The organism is Serratia sp. CY47444, from assembly GCF_052168635.1.
Lineage (GTDB): Bacteria > Pseudomonadota > Gammaproteobacteria > Enterobacterales > Enterobacteriaceae > Serratia > Serratia bockelmannii.
This window is the reverse complement of sequence record NZ_JBJNMH010000019.1, coordinates 41,123-62,443: the sequence shown is the minus strand read 5'-3', so window position 1 is coordinate 62,443 and position 21,321 is coordinate 41,123. Positions and strand designations below refer to the sequence as shown.

Below are 21,321 nucleotides of genomic sequence, written 5' to 3'. Positions count from 1 at the left end.
TTAAAGCTCCCCGCGGCGATGGGCGATCAGAGTGGCAAACAGGCCCGGCTGGGCGCTGAGGGTGGCGTAATCGCCCTGTTGCACGATGCGCCCGTTATCCATCACCCAAATCTGATCGTAGTCTTCGGTGTCTTCCAACTGGTGCGTTACCAGCAGGGTGGTTTGCTGATGCGAAGCGGCACTCAACGCCTGCATCACCCGCTGTTCGCTGTGGGCATCGAGGCTGGCGGCCGGCTCATCCAGCAGCAGCAGGCGGCGCGGGCCGATCAACGCCCGGGCGACCGCCACTCGCTGCGCCTGGCCGACCGACAGGCGAGCGGCGTTGTCACCCACTTCGGTGTCGAGCCCCTGCGGCAGATAAGGGAGCAGTTCGCTGACGTAGGCGTGTTCCACCGCCTGCTGAAGCTGCGCTTCGTCGGCCTGCGGGCAGCCCAGCAGGATATTGGCGCGCAAGGTTTGCGCCGGCAGGTGCGGGTTTTGGCCGACCCAGCTCAGCTGTTGCCTCCAGTTTTCTGCGGACAGCTCACGCAGCTCAATGCCGTTGACGGTCAATGACCCGCGATAGGGCAGGAAGCCGAGCAGCAGATTCAGCAGCGAACTTTTGCCGGCGCCGCTCAGCCCGACCAACGCCACGCGCTGCTGCGGTTGCAGGGTGAAGCTCAGCGGCCCGGCCAGCAGCACGCCGTTCGGCGACAGAATTTCCAACGCGTTTGCCTGCAGCGTCAGCGGTTGCTCGGCGGGCAGTTGCCGCGTGCCGTTGCCCATCTGCTCGCCTTCGGCGCTGAGGAAAGTTTCCAGCGCTTCTGCCGCGCCGATCGCCTGCGCTTTGGCATGGTAGAAGGTGCCGAGATCGCGCAGCGGTTGGAAAAACTCCGGCGCCAGAATCAGCACCAGAAAACCGGAAAACAGCGTCACGCCGAGGCCGTAGCTGCCGAAGTTGAGTTCGCCGAGGTAGGAAAAGCCGAAGTACACCGCCACCACGGCGATGGAAATCGAGGCGAAGAACTCCAGCACGCCGGAAGAGAGGAAAGCCAGGCGCAGCACTTCCATGGTGCGGCTGCGGAAGTCTTCGGAGGATTTGGCGATCTGCGCCGTTTCGGCCTGCGCGCGGTCGAACAGCCGCAGGGTGTCCAGGCCGCGCAGGCGGTCGAGGAAATTACCGCTCAATCGCGCCAGCGCCACGAAGTTGCGGCGGTTGGCGTCGGCGGCTCCCATGCCGACCAGCGCCATAAACAGCGGGATCAGCGGCGCGGTCGCCAGCAGAATGATGCCCGCAGCCCAATTGATCGGGAAGACGGCGATCAGGATCAGCAGCGGGATGAAGACCGCCAAATACATCTGCGGCAGATAGCGCGAGTAATAATCCTGCATATCCTCGATCTGCTCGACGATGATGCTGGCCCAGCTGCCCGCCGGTTTGCCCTGGATCCAGGCCGGGCCAAGCTGCTGCAGCTTATCCAGTACCTGTTGGCGCATACGCTGGCGGATCACCTGCCCACACAGGAAACCGATCCGTTCCCGCAACCAGCTTAACAGCGCCCGCAGCGCGAACGCGGCGGCCAGCCAGATAAACGAAGGGATCAGCTGTTCGCGAGGGGTATGCTCGATGATCAGGGCGTGCAGCAGGCTGGCCAGCAGCCATGCCTGCGCCACGATCAGCAGGCCGCTGAACAGCCCCAACAGCATGGAAAGGCGCAGCCAACGCTGCGCCAACGAACTCTGGGTTTTAAGCCAACGGGTTAACTGTTGCTGTCTGGTTTTTTTCATCAGATATGCGTCTGCGTCGCCGGTGCCCGTTTGTTACGGGCTGGGTTAACGTACTGTTAAATAATAGTGTTTGGCGCAATCGGCGACAAACAAGCGAGGTCCCATGTTACCTCGTCACCCGGCAGACTGAAAATAATAAAGCGGCCAAATGTGGCTATAACAGACGCGTTACCGACTATTTGACTTCCTCACTCGCGGCCTCGGCTTCCAGAGCGGCGTGCACCGACGCTCGCTCTGCGATCCGCGCCACATAATGCTGGAGCGCCGGCCACTCGCTCAGCGAAATCTCGAAGCGCGCCATCCAGCGCAACACGGTAAACAGATAAGCGTCAGCGACGCTGAAATGCGCTCCCAACAGATAGGTTTGTTGTGCCAACGCCTGCGCGAGATAACCCAATCGCCGTCTCAACTTGTCGCGTAGCAACGCCTTGGCGCCGTCGGGCAGGGCGTCATTGAATAAAGGGGCGGCGCCGGCATGGATCTCGCTGGTGATGAAATTAAGCCACTCCTGCAGCCGTACCCGCTCAAAGGCCGTCGGTGGCGGCGCCAGCCGGTATTCTGGGCGCAGGTCGGCGAGGAATTGAACGATGGCGGGGCCTTCGGTGATCACGTTGCCGTCGTCGAGCTGCAGGGCGGCGACGTAACCTTTAGGGTTGATGCGATAGAAATCCTCACCGTCGGCGCAGCGCTTGCTGCGATTGTTCACCCTGATCAGGGTGAAAGGGATCGCTAATTCCCGCAGGACGATATGTGGGGCCAGCGAGCAGGCATCGGGAGCAAAATACAGCTTCATGCTATTTCCTTGTGGGTCAATGAGAACGCTTGCCACAGCATGCCGATGCGGGCACCGGCGGGGAAATGGAAATTTCAGAAAGCCGCTATTAGCTCAGCGACTGGCCAGGGTTTGCTCCTGTTCGCGCAGGTAATTCAGCAGGGTTTGGACGGGGGGCTGGGTCACCGCCTCGGATGAGCAGGCCAGGCCGAAACGGCGATAAACCGGCGCAACGAGCGGCAGAGCGCAAACTCCGAGCGCATCGGGCGGGATCACGGACGCGGGCATCAGCGCGACGCCCGTGCCTTCCTTGACCAGCGTCAACGCCGTTTGCCAGTCACTGACGGTGGCGCGGATATCGGCCAGCGCCAGGCCCGACTGCTGCGCCAAACTTTGCGCATTCACATCGCATCCGCCGGTCGCCAGGATGAAAGGCAGCCGGAACAGGGCATCCAGCGCCACCGGCCGCCGTTCTCGCGCCAGCGGGTGCGCGCTGGGCACGACAGCCAACCAGGCATCCTCCCCCAAGGGGAAACACAGCCGCTCCGGTGCCGGATTGAGCACCACGCCGATGTCTGCCGTTGCCGATGTTAACCAGCTCTCCACTTCGTGGTCGGTGCCCTCGAGCGTAATCAGCTCAATGTCGGGGTACAGACGGCGAAATTTGCGCAGCAGCGGCGGCAACAGCGTGCTGAATGCCGACGGGAAACTGGCCAGGCGTATTTTGCCCGCGTGCGCGTTACCGGCTTGCTGCGCGCATTGTTGAATGGCCCGTAGCCCTGCCAACATCGAGCGGGCATGGCCGACGATCTGCAGGCCGCTTTGGGTCAGGACGACATTGTGTGGCTGGCGCACCAAAAGCCGGGTGCTCAGCATCGTCTCCAGTTGAGCGATGGCCTGGCTGGCGGCAGACTGCGTCATACCGCAGATCGCCGCAGCCTGAGTGATGGTGCCGCTGTCGGCGACGGCAACCAGCAGGCGCCAGTGAAGAAGATTATGCATCGGCGTGCATCCTCCTGGGGGCTGAAGACAAAAAAAGCGGCTCGAGAGCCGCTTTTTGCTGATGAAGAGAACGTCTTAGCAGACTTCTGCGCCGGCGATGCCGTCCAGGTAACGCTCTGCGTCCAGCGCCGCCATACAACCGGTGCCGGCGGAAGTGATCGCCTGGCGGTAAATGTGATCCATCACGTCGCCTGCGGCGAAGACGCCGGGGATGGTGGTTTGGGTCGCATTGCCGTGAATGCCGGACTGCACCTTGATGTAGCCGTTTTCCAGCTCCAGCTGGCCGCCGAAGATGCCGGTGTTCGGGCTGTGGCCGATGGCGATGAACACGCCGGCTAGCTCCAGCTCACGGGTTTCGTTTTCTGCTTTGGTGCTGCGGATACGCACGCCGGTCACGCCCATTTCATCGCCCAGCACTTCGTCCAGCGTATGGTCGGTGTGCAGCACGATGTTGCCGCTTTTCACTTTTTCCATCAGCCGGTCGATCAGGATCTTCTCCGAACGGAAGCTGTCGCGGCGGTGGATCAGGTGAACCTCGGCGGCGATGTTGGACAGGTACAGCGCTTCTTCAACGGCGGTGTTGCCGCCGCCGACCACGGCGACTTTCTGGTTGCGGTAGAAGAAACCGTCGCAGGTCGCACAGGCGGAAACGCCTTTGCCCTTGAAGGCGTCTTCGGAAGGCAGGCCAAGGTAGCGGGCGGAGGCGCCGGTCGCGATGATCAGCGCGTCGCAGCTGTATTCACCGCTGTCGCCGAGCAGGCGGAACGGACGCTGCTGCAGATCGACGCTGTTGATATGATCGAAGACGATCTCAGTCTGGAACTTCTCCGCGTGCTCGCGCATGCGCTCCATCAGCGCCGGACCGGTCAGGCCTTCGGCGTCGCCCGGCCAGTTTTCCACTTCAGTGGTGGTGGTCAGCTGGCCGCCTTGCTCCAGACCGGTGATCAGCACCGGGTTCAGGTTGGCGCGCGCCGCGTAGACGGCGGCGGTGTAACCGGCCGGGCCGGAGCCCAGAATCAGTAATTTGCTATGTTTAGCCGTGCCCATGAATAACCTCTTTATTCCACAATGGCGGACAATGAAGCCGATTGTAGGGAAAATGGCGCAGTAAAAAAAGCGCCGGGCGACGTTGTTAACGATTTGTATGATAGTTGTCGCCTATTAATGCACCCGCTGTCGGCAAATCGTACGCCGAACGCAGAAATTTACCTTATCAAAGCCGCATTCGGCTACCGAATCGCCAACCGCGCAAAAACGGCGCATTCTGCGACTTCAGCCGCTCCCTGCCGGGGTTTATCTGCCAGCGATTCATAACCAAAAATGGGATGCAGACTTTTCATGACGGTACGTTGTTCTGATTTTGCTTCTTTTACTTTGACAATCCGCTGCGCATTTGCGAAAACATCATAGGAAGAAGAAATTATCCCCGTAACACCAGCAAATCGTACGTATTTACGCCGCAAGGCGACAATACGCGGTGGATGTGCGGAGCAGGGCGCGCAAGCGTTTGCTGATTTTTTCTCGACCGAAACGTCGTTACCGGCGTTGCGCGGGGTTGGACAGACAGGCTGCGCGGCGTGGAATGATGGTAGTGAAGAAGCATATGACAGGCATCGGGTCTTCGCTTGGAACGAACCCTTACACATTGACGTTGGCTAGGGTGTGGCAAGTGCACGGAAGAAAATAAGAGAGACAATAATAATGGCAGACAACAAGAAACGCCCGGGTAAAGATCTTGACCGTATCGACCGCAACATCCTGAATGAGCTGCAGAAGGATGGGCGTATTTCGAACGTCGAGCTTTCGAAGCGCGTGGGGTTATCCCCGACTCCATGTTTAGAACGCGTGCGCCGTCTCGAGCGCCAGGGTTTCATTCATGGCTATACCGCATTGCTCAACCCGCATTATCTGGATGCGTCCCTGCTGGTTTTCGTGGAGATCACGTTGAACCGCGGCGCGCCGGACGTGTTTGAGCAATTCAACTCGGCAGTGCAGAAGCTTGAAGAGATTCAGGAGTGTCATCTGGTTTCCGGTGATTTCGACTACCTGTTGAAAACCCGCGTACCGGACATGTCGGCTTACCGCAAACTGCTGGGCGAAACGTTGCTGCGTTTGCCGGGGGTTAACGACACCCGTACCTACGTAGTGATGGAAGAAGTGAAACAGAGTAACCGTCTGGTTATCAAAACACGGTAAGGTGCAGGTGCAAAACCTGATTAAATTGGTTACACTCCTGTTTATTCATACAGTTTCGGCGCCGGGGAAGCTTCTCGGCGCTGTTGCTATGTCAGCTAACAGGAACCTGGAGAGCCTTTCTTGAGCCAGGAATATACAGAAGATAAAGAAGTTACCCTGAAAAGACTCAGCAGTGGCCGGCGTTTGCTGGAAGCTGCGCTTATCGTGGTAGCGATTTTTGCCGTTTACCTCATGGCTGCGCTGGTCAGTTTCAACCCGTCTGACCCAAGCTGGTCGCAGACCGCGTGGCATGAGCCGATTCACAATTTGGGTGGCGGTGTTGGGGCCTGGTTGGCCGACACGCTGTTCTTCACCTTCGGGGTGCTCGCCTACGCGATACCGCCGATCATGCTGGTCCTGTGCTGGGCGGCCTATCGCCAGCGCGGCAACAGAGACTACATCGACTATTTCGCGCTCTCCCTGCGCCTGATCGGCACCTTGGCATTAGTGCTTACCTCCTGTGGGTTGGCGGCGCTGAACGTTGACGATCTCTATTACTTCGCTTCCGGCGGCGTGATCGGCAGCCTGCTGAGCAACGCCATGTTGCCGTGGTTCAACGGCATCGGCGCTACGCTGGCGCTGTTGTGCGTGTGGGCGGCGGGGCTGACGCTGTTTACCGGCTGGTCCTGGCTGGTGATCGCAGAGAAGATTGGCGGTGCGGTGTTGGGTGTCGCGACGGTGATGACCAATCGCTCACGCCGCGAAGATCGCTATTTCGAGGATGACGAGCGCTACGTTGACGACGAGCCTGAGCAGGCAGGGAAGGGCGCCGCTGCAGCGGTTGCGGCGACCGCCGCCGGAGCCGCGGCTGCCGATGACGACGTGCTGTTCTCCGCACCTTCGGTCACCGAAAGCGCCAAAGAGGCGGCGGAAGACGCCGCCGATCCGTTGCTCAGCGGCCTGCGAGCCGACGATAGTGAGGTTGAAGCCGACGCCGCGCCAATCGCGCCGGCGGCTTCGCCTGCACCGGCGGTGACGGCAGAGATCCACGAGCCCGTTGCTGCACCGATCGCCACACAGGCGCCGTCGATAACGGTGGCACCGACAGCGCCGGCCTCGGTCAATCAGCACCCGGTGAGCGCCCCGGCGCAAGACGCCACGCCGCCGCTGTATTCCTTCGAAATCCCGGAAGAAACGCCAGCGCCTAAGGCGACGCGCCCTGCCGATCCTTATCGGGACGATGATGAGCCGCGCCTCGGCAATTGGCAAGAGCCGACAGCACCGCAGCCGCCGGCACGTTCTCCCTTTGATTTTACCGCCGCGCAGCGCGACAGTGCCGACGTCAGCGGAGCAGGTGGTTTCAGCGCCACCGGCGCCAAGCCGCAGCTGGATACGGCAGCCGCTGCCGCGGCGGGCGCCGCAGCAGCGACCTTTATGCCGGCCTTCACGGCCACCAGCGACGGCAATTCGCAGGTTAAACAGGGTATCGGCCCTGAGTTGCCGCGGCCGAATCCGGTGCGTATTCCGACCCGCCGCGAGCTGGCTTCCTACGGCATCAAGCTGCCTTCGCAGCGCGCGGCCGAGCAGGAACAGCGCCAGGCGGAGCCTCAACAGCCGACGGCGATAAATCCGCAGGAAGAAGAGGCGCTGCAGGAAGCTGCGCTGCGTCAGGCGTTTGCCGAGCAGCAAAGCCAACGCTACGGCGAAAGCTACGCGCCGGAGCAAGATGACGAGAGCGCCCTGCAGGAAGCTGAGCTGAGCAAGGCGTTTGCCGAACAGCAGAGCCAACGTTATGGCGAAGGTTATCAACAGAACGACGAAGAGGCGCTGCAAGAGGCCGCGCTGCGCCAGGCGTTCGCCGAGCAGCAGCAGGCACGCTACGGCCAGCAAGAGACTGCCCCGCAGGCGCCGGCCGCCAGCCCGGTCGATACCCGTAATGCTTTCAGCTTCTCGCCGATGGCGGATTTAGTGGACGATGGCCCGAGCGAGCCGATGTTCACGCTGTCCCCACAGCTTGAAGAGCGCATTGAACAGCAAAGCGAGCAAGAGGACGACGTGCCGTTTGGCCAGTTTGAGCCTGCGGCGCCGGCTGCCCAGCAACCGCATGCGCAGCCGCAACAATACCAACAGCCGCAGCAGCAATCTTATCAGCAGCCGCAGCAACAACAGCAGTATCAACAGCCGTCGCAGCAGCAATATCAGCAGCCACAGCAACCGGTGCAGCAGCAGCCTCAGCAAGCTCCGGCTGAGCCGCACCCGGCGATGGACAGCCTGATTCACCCGTTCCTGATGCGCAACGATCAGCCGCTGCAGAAGCCGACCACGCCGCTGCCGACGCTGGATCTGCTGACCGAAGCGCCGAAAGAGGTGGAGCCGGTCGACTCCTTCGCGCTGGAACAGAAAGCGCGCTTGGTGGAGGCCAGTTTGGCCGATTACCGCGTAAAAGCCGACGTGGTGGATATCCTGCCGGGGCCGGTCATCACCCGCTTCGAGCTGGATCTGGCGCCGGGCGTTAAAGCGGCGCGCATTTCCAACCTGTCGCGCGATCTGGCGCGCTCGCTGTCGACTTCGGCGGTGCGCGTGGTGGAAGTGATCCCCGGTAAGCCTTATGTCGGTCTGGAGCTGCCGAACGCCAAGCGTCAAACGGTGTACCTGCGCGAAGTGCTGGACTGCCCGGCCTTCCGCGACAACCCGTCGCCGCTGTCCATCGTATTGGGTAAGGACATCTCCGGCGAACCGGTGGTGGCCGATCTGGGCAAAATGCCGCACTTGCTGGTCGCCGGTACCACCGGTTCCGGTAAGTCGGTCGGGGTCAACGCCATGATCCTGAGCATCCTGTATAAGGCCACGCCGAAAGAAGTGCGCTTTATCATGATCGACCCGAAAATGCTGGAACTGTCGGTTTACGAAGGTATTCCGCACCTGTTGACCGATGTGGTCACCGACATGAAAGACGCTGCCAATGCGCTGCGCTGGTGCGTGGGCGAAATGGAACGTCGCTACAAGCTGATGTCTGCCCTGGGCGTGCGTAACCTGGCCGGCTACAACGAGCGTGTCGATCAGGCCGAAGCGATGGGGCGTCCGATCCCGGATCCGTTCTGGAAACCGACCGACAGCATGGACATCACGCCGCCGGTGTTGGAGAAAGAGCCGTACATCGTGGTGATGGTCGACGAATTCGCCGACCTGATCATGACGGTTGGCAAGAAGGTTGAAGAGTTGATCGCTCGCCTGGCGCAAAAAGCGCGTGCGGCGGGCATCCACCTGGTACTGGCGACCCAGCGTCCTTCGGTGGATGTGATCACAGGTCTTATCAAGGCCAACATTCCGACGCGTATCGCCTTTACCGTGTCGAGCAAGATCGACTCCCGCACCATCCTCGATCAGGGGGGCGCCGAGTCCTTGCTGGGTATGGGTGACATGCTCTATCTGGCGCCGAACTCCTCGATCCCGGTGCGTGTACATGGCGCATTCGTGCGCGATCAGGAAGTGCACGCGGTGGTCAAGGATTGGAAAGCGCGCGAGCGGCCCCAATATAAAGAGGGCATTCTCAGCGGCGGCGAAGATGGCGAGGGCGGTGCCGGTGGCGGGATGGACGGCGACGAAGAGCTGGATCCGTTGTTTGACCAGGCGGTGGATTTCGTGGTGGATAAACGCCGCGCCTCCATCTCCGGCGTACAGCGCCAGTTCCGCATCGGCTATAACCGTGCCGCGCGCATCATCGAACAGATGGAGGCGCAGGGCATCGTCAGCGAGCAGGGGCACAACGGCAACCGCGAGGTGCTGGCGCCGCCGCGGCACGATTGATGCTCGCTTAGCCATTGCAATTCAATAAGAAAGGGCCGCTTAAGCGGCCCTTGTGCAAAGAAGCGTAAACCCGTTTCTTCTCGGAACATTGGCCTACCGGCCGATCGCCGGCTTCAGGTAAAGTAACGGAGTAAAGGGTTGATTGACCCGCACGGCGTCGCCCTGCGGTTAACGCATTTCATAAGGTATCTGGAATAATGAAAAAACTGTTAGTTGCCTGCTGTCTGCTTTCGGGATTCGCTTCTACCTCCGTGCTGGCCGATGCCGCACAGGATCTGCAAAGTCGCCTGGCGAAGGTGAACAGTTTCCACGCCAGCTTCTCGCAAACCGTGACCAGCGCCGAAGGCGCCGCGGTGCAACAGGGTGAAGGCGAGCTGTGGGTGAAGCGGCCGAACCTGTTCAACTGGCACATGACGTCACCCGATGAGAGCGTGCTGGTTTCCGATGGCCAGACCCTGTGGTTCTACAACCCGTTCGTCGAGCAGGTGACGGCGACCTGGCTGAAGAACGCCACCGGCAATACGCCGTTTATGCTGATCACCCGCAATAACGCCAGCGACTGGAAGCAGTACAACGTGAAGCAAAAGGGCGATGATTTCGAGCTGACGCCAAAATCCGCCAGCGGCAACCTGAAGCAATTCGCCATCAGCGTGACCAACAGCGGCACTATCCGCAGCTTTGCCGCGGTGGAGCAGGATGGCCAGCGTAGTGCTTATACGCTGAAAAGCCAGCAGAACGTTGCCGCCGATCCGGCCAAATTCAAATTTACCCCGCCGAAGGGGGTGACGCTGGACGACCAGCGCCAGTGAGGTGCAAGTGAGTAATAATCTGTCGCTCGATTTTTCCCAGAACGAGTTCCAGCCGCTGGCCGCGCGTATGCGCCCGACCACGCTGGCGCAGTATATCGGCCAGCAGCACCTGCTGGCCGCCGGCAAGCCGCTGCCGCGCGCCATCGAGGCCGGGCAGCTGCACTCGATGATTTTATGGGGGCCGCCGGGCACCGGGAAGACGACGCTGGCAGAGCTGATCGGCCGTTACGGTCAGGCGGATGTCGAACGGATCTCCGCCGTGACCTCCGGCATCAAGGAGATCCGCGAGGCGATCGAGCGGGCGCGGCAAAATCGCGACGCCGGCCGCCGCACCATCCTGTTCGTCGACGAAGTGCACCGCTTCAATAAGAGCCAGCAGGACGCTTTCCTGCCGCACATCGAAGACGGCACCATCACCTTTATCGGCGCCACTACCGAAAATCCGTCGTTCGAGCTGAACTCGGCGCTGTTGTCCCGCGCCCGCGTTTACCTGCTGAAGGCGCTGACCGCCGAAGATATCGGCCAGGTGCTGGATCAGGCGATGAGCGACAAGGCGCGCGGCTTTGGCAATCAGAACGTCGAGCTGCCCGCGGAAACGCGCCGCCTGCTGTCGGAGTTGGTGGGCGGCGATGCGCGCCGGGCGCTGAACAGCCTGGAAATGATGGCAGACATGGCGGAGCTCGACGCCAAAGGCGTGCGGGTGCTGACGCCGGAGCTGCTCAAGGAGGTGTCGGGCGAGCGCAGTGCGCGCTTCGACAACAAGGGCGACCGTTATTACGACCTGATTTCCGCGTTGCATAAATCAGTGCGCGGTTCGGCGCCGGACGCCGCGCTGTACTGGTATGCGCGTATCATTACCGCCGGCGGCGATCCGCTCTATGTGGCGCGCCGTCTGTTGGCGATTGCCTCTGAAGACGTGGGCAACGCCGATCCGCGCGGCATGCAGGTGGCGATCGCCGCCTGGGATTGTTTCACCCGCGTGGGGCCAGCAGAGGGCGAGCGCGCCATCGCGCAGGCGATTGTTTACCTGGCCTGCGCGCCGAAAAGCAATGCGGTTTACACCGCGTTCAAGGCCGCCATGCGCGACGCCAAAGAGCAGGCCGATTATGACGTGCCGGAGCACCTGCGCAACGCGCCGACCAAGCTGATGAAGGAGATGGGGCTGGGGGCGGAGTACCGCTACGCCCACGACGAACCCAACGCCTACGCCGCCGGTGAGAACTATTTCCCGCCCGAAATGGCCAAGACACGCTACTATCAACCGACCTCGCGTGGGCTTGAAGGGAAAATCGGCGAAAAGTTGGCATGGCTGGCTGAGCAGGATCAAAATAGCCCGACAAAACGCTACCGCTAGCGAGGCCGTTGCGGTAAGGTTAGCGGGTATCACTCTTCTTTTATGCGGCTATAAATCAGCCGCATAGAACAACAACACTTCTTTCAATAACAACAAGCACAGGATTAGCATGCTCGATCCCAATCTGCTGCGTAATGAGCTAGACGCAGTCGCCGTCAAACTGGCTCGCCGAGGCTTTAAACTCGATCTGGATCTGCTGCGTTCGCAGGAAGAACGCCGCAAAGTTCTGCAGGTAGAAACTGAAACGCTGCAAGCGGAACGCAACTCCCGATCGAAATCCATCGGCGCGGCCAAAGCGCGTGGGGAAGACATCGAGCCGCTGCGTCGCGAAGTGAACGAGCTGGGTGACAAGCTGGATGCCGCCAAGGCAGAGCTGGATACGCTGCAGAGCGAGATCCGCGATTACGCTTTGACGCTGCCTAACCTGCCGGACGACGCCGTGCCGGATGGTAAAGACGACAGTGAAAACCTGGAAGTCACCCGCTGGGGCGAACCGCGCCAGTACGACTTCGCGGTGCGCGATCACGTCGATCTGGGCGAAATGGCCGGCGGGCTGGATTTTGCCGCCGCGGTTAAGCTGACCGGTTCGCGCTTCGTGGTCATGAAGGGGCAAATCGCCCGCATGCACCGCGCGCTGTCCCAGTTCATGCTGGATCTGCACACCGAGCAGCACGGCTACCTGGAGGCCTACGTGCCTTACCTGGTCAACCACGCCACGCTGTACGGTACCGGCCAACTGCCGAAGTTCGGCGAAGACCTGTTCCATACCCGTCCGCTGGAAGAAGAAGCCGACAGCAGCAACTACGCGCTGATCCCAACGGCGGAAGTGCCGCTGACCAACCTGGTGCGCGACGAGATCGTCGAAGAGGAAACTCTGCCGCTGAAGATGACCGCGCACACGCCATGCTTCCGTGCGGAAGCCGGTTCTTACGGCCGTGACACCCGCGGTTTGATCCGCATGCACCAGTTCGACAAGGTCGAAATGGTGCAGATCGTCCGTCCGGAAGATTCGATGGATGCCCTGGAAGAGCTGACCGGCCATGCGGAAAAAGTGCTGCAGCTGCTGAATCTGCCTTACCGCAAGGTGCTGCTGTGCACCGGAGACATGGGCTTCGGCGCCTGCAAGACCTACGATCTGGAAGTGTGGCTGCCGGCGCAGAACACCTACCGCGAGATCTCGTCCTGCTCCAACATGTGGGACTTCCAGGCGCGCCGCATGCAGGCTCGCTGCCGCAGCAAGGCCGACAAGAAGCCGCGTCTGGTCCACACGCTGAACGGTTCCGGCCTGGCGGTCGGCCGTACGCTGGTGGCGGTGCTGGAAAACTACCAGCAGGCCGACGGTCGCATTCAGGTGCCTGAAGTGTTGCGTCCTTATATGGGCGGCCTGGAATACATCGGCTAAACGGCAAACTACGAGAAAAAAGCGCCTGCGGGCGCTTTTTTTATGTTGAGAATTCAGTCTGTCGTCAGTGCGTAAGCCTGTTGAATGTAGTCCGCAAGATGTTTGCTTTTCACCTCGCCGGACGAGTGGAGCTTGATGTGCCGCCGATACTGGCCGTTGCCTTCGAGCTGATGATGGCTGTCTGCCATCCGGTAGCCGTGGCCGAACTCCACCGTGACGTGATTGCGGTAGGCGAAAACGCCGCAGAAAAATTGAGTATGCGAGAACATGATGCCGCCGTATTTGACCGATTCGGTGACGCCACTGCCGCTCGTCGCGGCGATCCGACGTACCTGCTGCACAATGGCCAGCAGCTCACCGTGCGTGCTGCCGATATCCGCCAGCAGGGCTTCTACCGCCGCATCATTTGCGTGATCCATCTTGCCTCCTCATCGTTAAATCCGCTCTGCGCTGAGCATAGCGCTTTTTCAGCCGGTTAGCCGGAAACAAATCGTGCGGTGGAATGATAAGAGGCGATTGACTTTTTTATCGCCAGTGGCATGATGCGCGCACTCTCATTGCGCGTTCGGTCACAATTTCACTATGTCCGCATACTCCCGCCCAGTGCTCCTATTGCTCTGCGGCCTTTTGCTGCTCACGGTATCCATTGCCGTTTTGAATACGTTAGTGCCGCTTTGGTTAACCCATGCTCAGCTGTCAACCTGGCAGGTGGGAATGGTCAGCTCCTCTTATTTCAGCGGTAACCTGTTGGGCACGTTGGTGGCGGGCAAACTGATCCAGCGCGTCGGTTTTACCCGCAGCTATCATCTTTCTTGCCTGGTGTTCGCCGCCGCGACCGCCGGCATGGTGCTGTCGATCGATTTTTGGAGCTGGCTGGGCTGGCGTTTCTTCGCCGGCGTCGGCTGCGCCTGGATCTGGGTGATCGTGGAGAGCGCGCTGTTGCGCAGCGGTAACCTGAGCAACCGCGGCCAGCTGCTGGCGGCCTATATGATTGTCTATTACCTCGGTACGGTGACCGGGCAATTGCTGTTGAGCATGACCTCGACCGAATTGCTGCACGTGGTGCCGTGGGTGACCGCGATCGTGATCAGCGCCATGCTGCCAATGCTGTTTGCGCGGGTCAACCGCCATGAAGACGAGCCGCAGCAGGCGGCGGTGTGGACAATGTTAAGACGTCGCAGCGCGCGCCTCGGCATCAACGGCTGCATCATTTCCGGCATCGTGCTCGGTTCTCTGTATGGTCTGATGCCGCTGTATCTCTCCCATCAGGGCATGAGCGACGCCAACGTCGGTTACTGGATGGCGCTGCTGGTCAGCTCCGGCATCGTTGGGCAATGGCCGGTCGGGCGCTTGGCCGATCGTTATGGGCGCCTGCTGGTGCTGCGCATTCAGGTGTTCGTGGTGATCCTCGCCAGCGTGGCGATGCTCGGCAACTACGCCATGGCGCCTTCGCTGTTCATCCTCGGCTGCGCCGGCTTTACCCTGTATCCGGTGGCGATGTCCTGGGCCTGCGAGAAGGCGCTGCCGCACGAACTGGTGGCGATGAACCAGGCGCTGTTGATGAGTTACACCATCGGCAGCCTGCTGGGCCCGTCGATGACGGCGCTGCTGATGCAAAACTACTCCGACCGTGTGCTGTTCGTGATGATCGCCGCCGTAGCGCTGGTTTACCTGCTGATGCTGCTGAAAAAGCAGAAGCCGGATCACCACCACACGCCGTTCGCCGCCGCCTGAGCATAAAAAAACCGGCCATGAGCCGGTTTTTTCTTTTGGCGTGCGCCAATCAGTAAATCACTTTGTGACCGTAGCTTTCCAGGATGCCTTTGACGCGATCCATGGTCTCGGCCTTCGGCGGATGCACGCCGTCCAGTTTGTACTCTTCCCCCATCGCTATCCATTTGTGCTTGCCCAGCTCGTGGTAAGGCAGCAGCTCGATTTTCTCGATGTTGGTCATGTCTTTGGTGAACTCGCCCAGCAGGTGTGCCGATTTGTCATCATCTGACCAGCCCGGCACCACCACGTAACGGATCCAGGTGCGTTGGTTACGTTTCGCCAGGTAGCGGGCGAATTCCAACGTGCGGTGGTTGGAGACGCCGACCAGATTCTGGTGGATATCGTCGTTCATCTGTTTCAGATCCAGCATCACCAGATCGGTGGTGTCCAGCAACTCGTCGATCACCGGATCGTAGCGGCGCACGAAGCCATTGGTATCCAGGCAGGTATTGATGCCTTCGGCATGGCAGGCGCGGAACCAGTCGCGCACGAATTCAGCCTGCAGGATCGCCTCGCCGCCGGACGCGGTCACGCCGCCACCGGAAGCGTTCATGAAGTGGCGGTAGGCCACCGCGTCTTTCATCAGCTCTTCGACGGTCACTTCTTTGCCGCCGTGGGTGTCCCAGGTGTCGCGGTTATGGCAATAGAGGCAGCGCATCAGGCAGCCCTGGAAGAAGACGATAAAGCGGATCCCGGGCCCATCGACGGTGCCGCAGGATTCGAAGGAGTGGATGCGACCAGTTACTGACATTGCGGGGTTTTCTCCAATATTGACTGTCAAACGCAGTCTAAAAATAGGCGCGTGGCCGCCGGCCAGGTATCTGCGATGCAGCAGCGGGTGGAGCCGCCACCGGGGGTAATGATGCCTGTCGGCCGGTCAGTTGCCGGATAACTGTTTTGCCGGCTATCCATTCAGTATAGATGTCCGGCAAAACAGACTCTACAGAGTCAGGGGAGAGCGGTGGGAGAAAAGGGCCGGCAGAACCGGCCCTGACGTTGGCACCGGGCGGTTTCCCGCCCGGTTGGCGCATTACATCGTTTGAGTGAAGGTACGAGTAATGACGTCCTGCTGTTGCTCTTTGGTCAGCGAGTTGAAGCGCACGGCGTAACCGGAGACGCGGATGGTCAGCTGAGGGTACTTCTCAGGGTTTTCCATCGCGTCCAGCAGCATTTCGCGGTTCATCACGTTGACGTTCAGGTGCTGACCGCCTTCGATGGAGGCTTCATGGTGGAAGTAACCATCCATCAGGCCTGCCAGGTTGGCTTTACGCACGTCGTCGTCTTTACCCAGCGCGTTAGGCACGATGGAGAAGGTGTAGGAGATACCGTCTTTCGCGTAGGCAAACGGCAGTTTGGCTACCGAGGTCAGGGAGGCTACTGCGCCTTTCTGGTCACGGCCGTGCATCGGGTTGGCACCTGGGCCGAACGGTGCGCCAGCGCGGCGGCCATCCGGGGTGTTACCGGTTTTCTTACCGTACACCACGTTGGAGGTGATGGTCAGTACGGACTGAGTCGGTACCGCGTTGCGGTAGGTGCGCAGTTTCTGAATTTTCTTCATGAAACGTTCCACCAGGTCGCAGGCGATGTCATCGACGCGGGCGTCGTTGTTACCGAACTGCGGATATTCGCCTTCCACTTTGAAGTCGATAGCCAGGCCGTCTTCGTCGCGAATGGTGGTGACTTTCGCGTACTTGATGGCGGACAGGGAGTCGGCCGCAACGGACAGACCGGCGATGCCGCAAGCCATGGTGCGATAAACGTCACGGTCATGCAGCGCCATCAGCGCAGCTTCGTAGCTGTACTTGTCGTGCATGTAGTGAATGATGTTCAGCGCGGTCACGTACTGCTTGGCCAGCCAATCCATAAAGTGATCCATGCGCGCCATGACTTTGTCATAGTCCAGCACTTCGTCCATCATCGGCGCTTCTTTCGGGCCGACCTGCATTTTCAGTTTTTCGTCAACGCCGCCGTTGATGGCGTACAGCATGGTTTTCGCCAGGTTGGCGCGGGCGCCGAAGAACTGCATTTGTTTGCCGACGATCATCGGGCTGACGCAGCAAGCGATGGCATAGTCATCGTTGTTGAAGTCAGGGCGCATCAGGTCGTCGTTTTCGTACTGAACGGAAGAGGTGTCGATGGACACTTTCGCCGCGAATTTCTTGAAGTTCAGCGGCAGCTTCTCAGACCACAGGATGGTCATGTTCGGCTCCGGAGACGGCCCCATGGTGTACAGGGTGTTCAGGAAGCGGAAGCTGTTTTTGGTGACCAGGGTACGGCCGTCGACGCCCATACCGGCCAGGGACTCAGTCGCCCAGATTGGGTCGCCGGAGAACAGCTCATCGTACTCAGGGGTACGCAGGAAGCGCACCATACGCAGTTTCATCACCAGGTGGTCGATCAGTTCCTGCGCTTGTTCTTCGGTCAGTTTGCCCGCCTTGATGTCGCGTTCGATGAACACGTCGAGGAAGGTGGACACGCGGCCGAAGGACATGGCGGCGCCGTTCTGGGATTTCACCGCGGCCAGGTAGCCGAAGTAGGTCCACTGCACCGCTTCTTGCGCGCTGGTGGCCGGGCCGGAGATGTCGTAGCCGTATTTGGCGGCCATCTCTTTGATCTGAGCCAGAGCGCGGTGCTGTTCAGCGATCTCTTCGCGCAGCTGGATGGTCATTTCCAGGTCTTCGCCGTTTTCCAGTTTTTCCTGCAGCGATTTGAACTGGTTCAGTTTGTCGGCCATCAGGAAGTCGATGCCGTACAGCGCCACGCGGCGGTAGTCGCCGATGATGCGGCCACGGCCGTAGGCATCTGGCAGACCGGTCAGCACGCCGGATTTACGGCAGTTCAGGATGTCTTTGGTGTAAACGTCGAATACGCCCTGGTTGTGGGTTTTACGGTATTCGGTGAACACTTTTTTCAGCTGCGGATCCAGCTCGCGGCCGTACACTTTGCACGAACCTTCGACCATTTTGATGCCGCCGAACGGGATCAGCGCGCGTTTCAGAGGGGCGTCGGTCTGCAGACCCACGATGGTTTCCAGCTCTTTGGCGATGTAACCCGCGTCGTGAGAAATGATGGTTGAAGCAACGTTGGTGTCGAAATCAACCGGCGCATGAGTGCGGTTTTCCAGTTTGATCCCTTCCATAACCTTGTCCCACAAGGTGGTGGTGGCTTGAGTTGCGCCAGCCAGGAAGGATTCGTCACCTTCATAAGGCGTGTAGTTTTTCTGGATGAAGTCACGAACGTTGACTTCATTCTGCCAGTCACCCTTGCTGAAACCTTCCCAAGCGTTGGCTAATTTCTCGTTAAGTTCGGTCATTGTACACCTACCTTTGATTGTGGATTTCTAACTCTGCGCGCGGTAACTCACAGCTTAGTGCTGCTCGCGGCCCCCGCGCAGATAAATTACCCAGTAAGTCAACCCAACCAGCAGACCGCCGCCGATGATGTTACCGAGGGTGACCGGAATCAGGTTGTCGATGATGAAGTTGCTTACTGTCAGATGAGCGAATTGCTCAGGTACCGCCCCTACGGCTTGCCAGAACTCCGGCGTGGCGAAGTGTTTGACCACGATGCCCATAGGGATCATAAACATGTTGGCGATGCTGTGTTCGAAGCCGCTGGCGACAAACATCCCGACCGGCAGCACCATGGCGAGCATCTTGTCGGTCAGGGTGCGGCCGGAGTAGCTCATCCAGACCGCCAGGCAGACCATCAGGTTAGCCAGAATGCCGAGGCAGACGGCTTCGATGAAGGTGTGATGCAGCTTATGGTCTGCGGTTTGCAGGACATTCAGGCCCCACTGGCCGTTGGCGACCATATACTCGCCGGAGAACCAGATCAGCGCCACGAAGAACAGCGCGCCGACCAGGTTGCCGAGATAAACGTTCAGCCAGTTGGCGCCCAGCTGGCCCCAGCTGATGCGGCCGCTGGCCTTGGCGATGACGATAAGTACGGTAGAAGTGAACAGGTCGGCGCCCGACACCACCACCAGCATTAACCCGAGAGAGAAGCAGATGCCGCCGACCAGTTTCGCCAGCCCGAAAGGTACGCCGGCGGTGCCGGTGGTCGCCGTGATGTAGAAGACGAAGGCGATGGAAATGAAGACACCGGCGGTGATCGCCAAATAAAACGTTTTCAGCGGATGTTTGGTGGCTTTATACACGCCGGCATCTTCAGCGATTTTCGCCGTTGCTGCAGGTAAAATCAGATCGAAGGGGCTGTCAGTTTTCAAACTAACTCTCGCTCTTAAGGGTTAAAACAACGCAATGAGATACTAGCAAAGCAGTATAGGGGAAAATTTGATTTGGATCATAAGGCGGGGAAGTAGAGCGGCGAAATGACGTGTTTTTTGTGTGGTTTTTATGATTAATTTACTGATTTTTAAAGAAAAACATTTTTTTAATGTTTGCAAATTTTTTTGAATCCACCGAATGGTCGGCATAGAGTAAAGTTAAATTTTTAGGCGTTTTGTCGCCGCGCGGCGCTGAAAGTTTAATTATCGGTTAATTATTATTTCACCGTCCGGCAACAATTGACGGTTTATTTATTTTTATGGCCGTTTAACCGCCTATTTCCCGGCGAAAAAATAAAACCGAATGCGTTGAAATAAACCGCAAAAATGAAAACGCCGCAACGGAGTGCGGCGTTTGGCAACAGGGGTACTCCCAAAGTGGTGGCACCCCCTGATGATGCTTAGGCCTTGGCCCAGTGGCGGCGTTTGGCTGCCTGCAGCTTCTCGTAAGCCGCCAGCAGCGCCTGATGCGCCGGCAGCGCCTTCAGATCGGCATCGACGGCGAACAGCCCGTTGAAGCGCTCTTCACCGCTGATGGCGGCGGAGGCGGCGTCGACCGCTTCCTGGCCGTACATTTTCACGAACGCGGTATAGTATTGCGCCGCTTCGCGTTCAGGCTCCTGCGCCAGCAGCAGCAGCGTTTGCAGGCAGCGGTAGTAGTTGCTGCGCGCCGGGCTCAGCACCGAGGCGTTGAAGTCCTGCGTCCATTCGGTCCAAATCAGCGCCTGATCCAGATCGCCGCCCGCCAGCGCCAGCATCGACTTCAGCTCGCCCACGCGCAGGGTATGCCAGGCGTTGTCTTTGCCGCTGGCAATGCCCAGCAGTTCGCGTACGCGGGTGAAATCGTCCAGCCCTTCGTCGTCCAGCTGCTCGATCAGCGCCAGGTATTCTTCCGGCTCCCACTCGCTGCCCGGCAGCGCCAGCAGCGTATCGCGCAGGTGCGCGCCCATGCTGTTGTTGGCCAGCAGCAGGTCTTCCGCCGGGTAGATATCGGACATGCCCGGCACGATGATGCGGCAAGCGTAGACGCCCAGGTGCTCGTAGTCGGCGATGTACACTTCCGCGTCTTCCTTGTCGAAGATGCTCATCAGGGTGGCGAACTCTTCCTGCGTGCTGCCGCTGAAGTTCCAGTCAACGAACGGGTAATCGGCATCCTGTTTGAACAGATCCCAGGAGATCAGGCCGCTGGAGTCGATGAAGTGCGTTTCCAGGTTGGTGTGTTCCGCCACTTCTTCGTCATCGAAGGTCGGCGCGGTGAACACGTCGAGATCTTTCAGGCTGCGGCCCTGCAGCAGTTCGGTTACCGTGCGCTCCAGCGCCACGCCGAAGTCCGGATGCGCGCCGAATGAAGCGAAGCAGGTGCCGTTGGTCGGGTTGAACAGCACCACGCAGATCACCGGGTAGTTGCCGCCCAGCGAGGCGTCATAGGAGAGGATCGGGAAACCTTCCTCTTCCAACTTGGCGATGGCCTCCACCACGCCCGGGTAGCGGTTCAGCACTTCGTCCGGGATCGCCGGCAGGCTGATGGATTCGGCGATGATGCGGTTTTTCACATAACGCTCGAACACTTCCGACAGGCCCTGCACCCGCGCTTCGTTGGCGGTGTTGCCGGCGGACATGCCGTTGGAAACATACAGGTTACCGATGATATTCATCGGGATGTACACGGTTTGCTGGTCGGACTGACGGGTAAACGGCAGCGCGCACACGCCGCGATCGGCATTGCCGGATTGCAGATCGACAAGATCGCTGGCGCTCAGCTCTTGCTGCGGATCGTAGAAGGCGTGCAGGCGTTCGTCGAGGATGCCGGTCGGCAGCGCGTCGTCTTCAGGGATTGAGAACCATTTCTCATTCGGGTAGTGCACGAAGTCGCCTTCGGCGATCTGCCGGCCCAGATAGAAATCGGCGAAGAAGTAGTTGGTGGACAGGCGCTCGAAATATTCACCCAGCGCGGAGGCCAGCGCGGCTTTTTTGCTGGCGCCTTTGCCGTTGGTGAAGCACAGCGGGCAATCGCGATCGCGAATGTGCACCGACCACACGTGCGGCACCGGGTTCAGCCAGGAGGCCTCTTCGATGTTGAAACCGAGATCGCTCAGTTTCTGCTGGAAACGGGCGATGGAGTCTTCCAGGGCGGCGTCTTTACCGGGGATAAAAGTTTGCGTCATTGTCTTC

15 protein-coding genes are annotated in these 21,321 nt (G+C 59.7%); 6 read left to right on the top strand and 9 right to left on the bottom strand.

What is annotated here, in order from left to right; all coding sequences use genetic code 11:
• The 4 genes from cydD to trxB all read right to left on the bottom strand — a co-directional run bounded on the left by cydD (position 1) and on the right by trxB (position 4,588).
• Positions 1 to 1,767 (bottom strand): heme ABC transporter permease/ATP-binding protein CydD, encoded by a 1,767-nt coding sequence (gene cydD / locus ACJ8IL_RS20575; protein ID WP_164099909.1) that lies wholly within the window; start codon positions 1,765 to 1,767, stop codon positions 1 to 3.
• Between the two features lie 175 nt (positions 1,768 to 1,942).
• Complete coding sequence (gene gstA, locus ACJ8IL_RS20570; RefSeq protein WP_334273926.1) at positions 1,943 to 2,560, bottom strand: glutathione transferase GstA; 618 nt, start codon at positions 2,558 to 2,560, stop codon at positions 1,943 to 1,945.
• 93 nt (positions 2,561 to 2,653) lie between these two features.
• On the bottom strand, positions 2,654 to 3,541 hold the full coding sequence (locus ACJ8IL_RS20565; RefSeq protein WP_308381391.1) for a LysR family transcriptional regulator: 888 nt from the start codon (positions 3,539 to 3,541) through the stop codon (positions 2,654 to 2,656).
• Between the two features lie 75 nt (positions 3,542 to 3,616).
• Positions 3,617 to 4,588 carry a thioredoxin-disulfide reductase gene (gene trxB / locus ACJ8IL_RS20560; RefSeq protein ID WP_442516800.1) on the bottom strand — a complete coding sequence of 324 codons (972 nt, stop codon included), beginning with the start codon at positions 4,586 to 4,588 and terminating at the stop codon, positions 3,617 to 3,619.
• A gap of 654 nt (positions 4,589 to 5,242) precedes the next feature.
• Here trxB and lrp point away from each other — a divergent pair.
• From lrp to serS, 5 genes are all read left to right on the top strand, one after another.
• Positions 5,243 to 5,737, top strand: coding sequence for a leucine-responsive transcriptional regulator Lrp (gene lrp / locus ACJ8IL_RS20555; RefSeq protein WP_004928318.1), 495 nt, complete (start codon positions 5,243 to 5,245; stop codon positions 5,735 to 5,737).
• 120 nt (positions 5,738 to 5,857) lie between these two features.
• Entirely contained in the window at positions 5,858 to 9,523 is a 3,666-nt protein-coding gene (locus ACJ8IL_RS20550) for a DNA translocase FtsK 4TM domain-containing protein (protein WP_442516799.1), read from the top strand.
• A gap of 197 nt (positions 9,524 to 9,720) precedes the next feature.
• Positions 9,721 to 10,332, top strand: coding sequence for an outer membrane lipoprotein chaperone LolA (gene lolA, locus ACJ8IL_RS20545; protein WP_015377319.1), 612 nt, complete (start codon positions 9,721 to 9,723; stop codon positions 10,330 to 10,332).
• A 67-nt stretch (positions 10,333 to 10,399) separates the two neighbouring features.
• Positions 10,400 to 11,686, top strand: a complete 1,287-nt coding sequence (locus ACJ8IL_RS20540) for a replication-associated recombination protein A (RefSeq protein ID WP_049204286.1) — start codon at positions 10,400 to 10,402, stop codon at positions 11,684 to 11,686.
• 109 nt (positions 11,687 to 11,795) lie between these two features.
• Positions 11,796 to 13,088: a serine--tRNA ligase gene (gene serS / locus ACJ8IL_RS20535; RefSeq protein ID WP_025302270.1), complete on the top strand. Its 1,293-nt coding sequence runs from the start codon at positions 11,796 to 11,798 to the stop codon at positions 13,086 to 13,088.
• Between the two features lie 53 nt (positions 13,089 to 13,141).
• Here the strand turns inward: serS and ACJ8IL_RS20530 are convergent, their stop codons facing one another.
• Positions 13,142 to 13,507 carry a DUF1801 domain-containing protein gene (locus ACJ8IL_RS20530; protein ID WP_147823326.1) on the bottom strand — a complete coding sequence of 122 codons (366 nt, stop codon included), beginning with the start codon at positions 13,505 to 13,507 and terminating at the stop codon, positions 13,142 to 13,144.
• A gap of 163 nt (positions 13,508 to 13,670) precedes the next feature.
• On the opposite strand from ACJ8IL_RS20530, the gene ACJ8IL_RS20525 reads away from it, so the two are divergent.
• Positions 13,671 to 14,822: an MFS transporter gene (locus tag ACJ8IL_RS20525; RefSeq protein WP_033637849.1), complete on the top strand. Its 1,152-nt coding sequence runs from the start codon at positions 13,671 to 13,673 to the stop codon at positions 14,820 to 14,822.
• Between the two features lie 49 nt (positions 14,823 to 14,871).
• Here the strand turns inward: ACJ8IL_RS20525 and pflA are convergent, their stop codons facing one another.
• The 4 genes from pflA to ycaO all read right to left on the bottom strand — a co-directional run bounded on the left by pflA (position 14,872) and on the right by ycaO (position 21,314).
• Positions 14,872 to 15,612, bottom strand: a complete 741-nt coding sequence (gene pflA / locus ACJ8IL_RS20520) for a pyruvate formate lyase 1-activating protein (protein ID WP_016928325.1) — start codon at positions 15,610 to 15,612, stop codon at positions 14,872 to 14,874.
• Between the two features lie 279 nt (positions 15,613 to 15,891).
• On the bottom strand, positions 15,892 to 18,174 hold the full coding sequence (gene pflB / locus ACJ8IL_RS20515) for a formate C-acetyltransferase (RefSeq protein WP_016928324.1): 2,283 nt from the start codon (positions 18,172 to 18,174) through the stop codon (positions 15,892 to 15,894).
• 54 nt (positions 18,175 to 18,228) lie between these two features.
• Complete coding sequence (gene focA, locus ACJ8IL_RS20510; RefSeq protein ID WP_004928284.1) at positions 18,229 to 19,089, bottom strand: formate transporter FocA; 861 nt, start codon at positions 19,087 to 19,089, stop codon at positions 18,229 to 18,231.
• Between the two features lie 461 nt (positions 19,090 to 19,550).
• Positions 19,551 to 21,314 (bottom strand): 30S ribosomal protein S12 methylthiotransferase accessory factor YcaO, encoded by a 1,764-nt coding sequence (gene ycaO / locus ACJ8IL_RS20505; protein WP_442516798.1) that lies wholly within the window; start codon positions 21,312 to 21,314, stop codon positions 19,551 to 19,553.
• Between the last annotated feature and the right edge of the window lie 7 nt (positions 21,315 to 21,321).

Excerpts from the sequence above, each read along its gene's own strand:
- cydD (WP_164099909.1), bottom strand. The coding sequence starts at position 1,767 with ATGAAAAAAACCAGACAGCAACAGTTAACCCGTTGGCTTAAAACCCAG.
- gstA (WP_334273926.1), bottom strand. The coding sequence starts at position 2,560 with ATGAAGCTGTATTTTGCTCCCGATGCCTGCTCGCTGGCCCCACATATC.
- ACJ8IL_RS20565 (WP_308381391.1), bottom strand. The coding sequence starts at position 3,541 with ATGCATAATCTTCTTCACTGGCGCCTGCTGGTTGCCGTCGCCGACAGC.
- trxB (WP_442516800.1), bottom strand. The coding sequence starts at position 4,588 with ATGGGCACGGCTAAACATAGCAAATTACTGATTCTGGGCTCCGGCCCG.
- lrp (WP_004928318.1), top strand. The coding sequence starts at position 5,243 with ATGGCAGACAACAAGAAACGCCCGGGTAAAGATCTTGACCGTATCGAC.
- lolA (WP_015377319.1), top strand. The coding sequence starts at position 9,721 with ATGAAAAAACTGTTAGTTGCCTGCTGTCTGCTTTCGGGATTCGCTTCT.
- ACJ8IL_RS20540 (WP_049204286.1), top strand. The coding sequence starts at position 10,400 with ATGCGCCCGACCACGCTGGCGCAGTATATCGGCCAGCAGCACCTGCTG.
- serS (WP_025302270.1), top strand. The coding sequence starts at position 11,796 with ATGCTCGATCCCAATCTGCTGCGTAATGAGCTAGACGCAGTCGCCGTC.
- ACJ8IL_RS20530 (WP_147823326.1), bottom strand. The coding sequence starts at position 13,507 with ATGGATCACGCAAATGATGCGGCGGTAGAAGCCCTGCTGGCGGATATC.
- ACJ8IL_RS20525 (WP_033637849.1), top strand. The coding sequence starts at position 13,671 with ATGTCCGCATACTCCCGCCCAGTGCTCCTATTGCTCTGCGGCCTTTTG.
- pflA (WP_016928325.1), bottom strand. The coding sequence starts at position 15,612 with ATGTCAGTAACTGGTCGCATCCACTCCTTCGAATCCTGCGGCACCGTC.
- pflB (WP_016928324.1), bottom strand. The coding sequence starts at position 18,174 with ATGACCGAACTTAACGAGAAATTAGCCAACGCTTGGGAAGGTTTCAGC.
- ycaO (WP_442516798.1), bottom strand. The coding sequence starts at position 21,314 with ATGACGCAAACTTTTATCCCCGGTAAAGACGCCGCCCTGGAAGACTCC.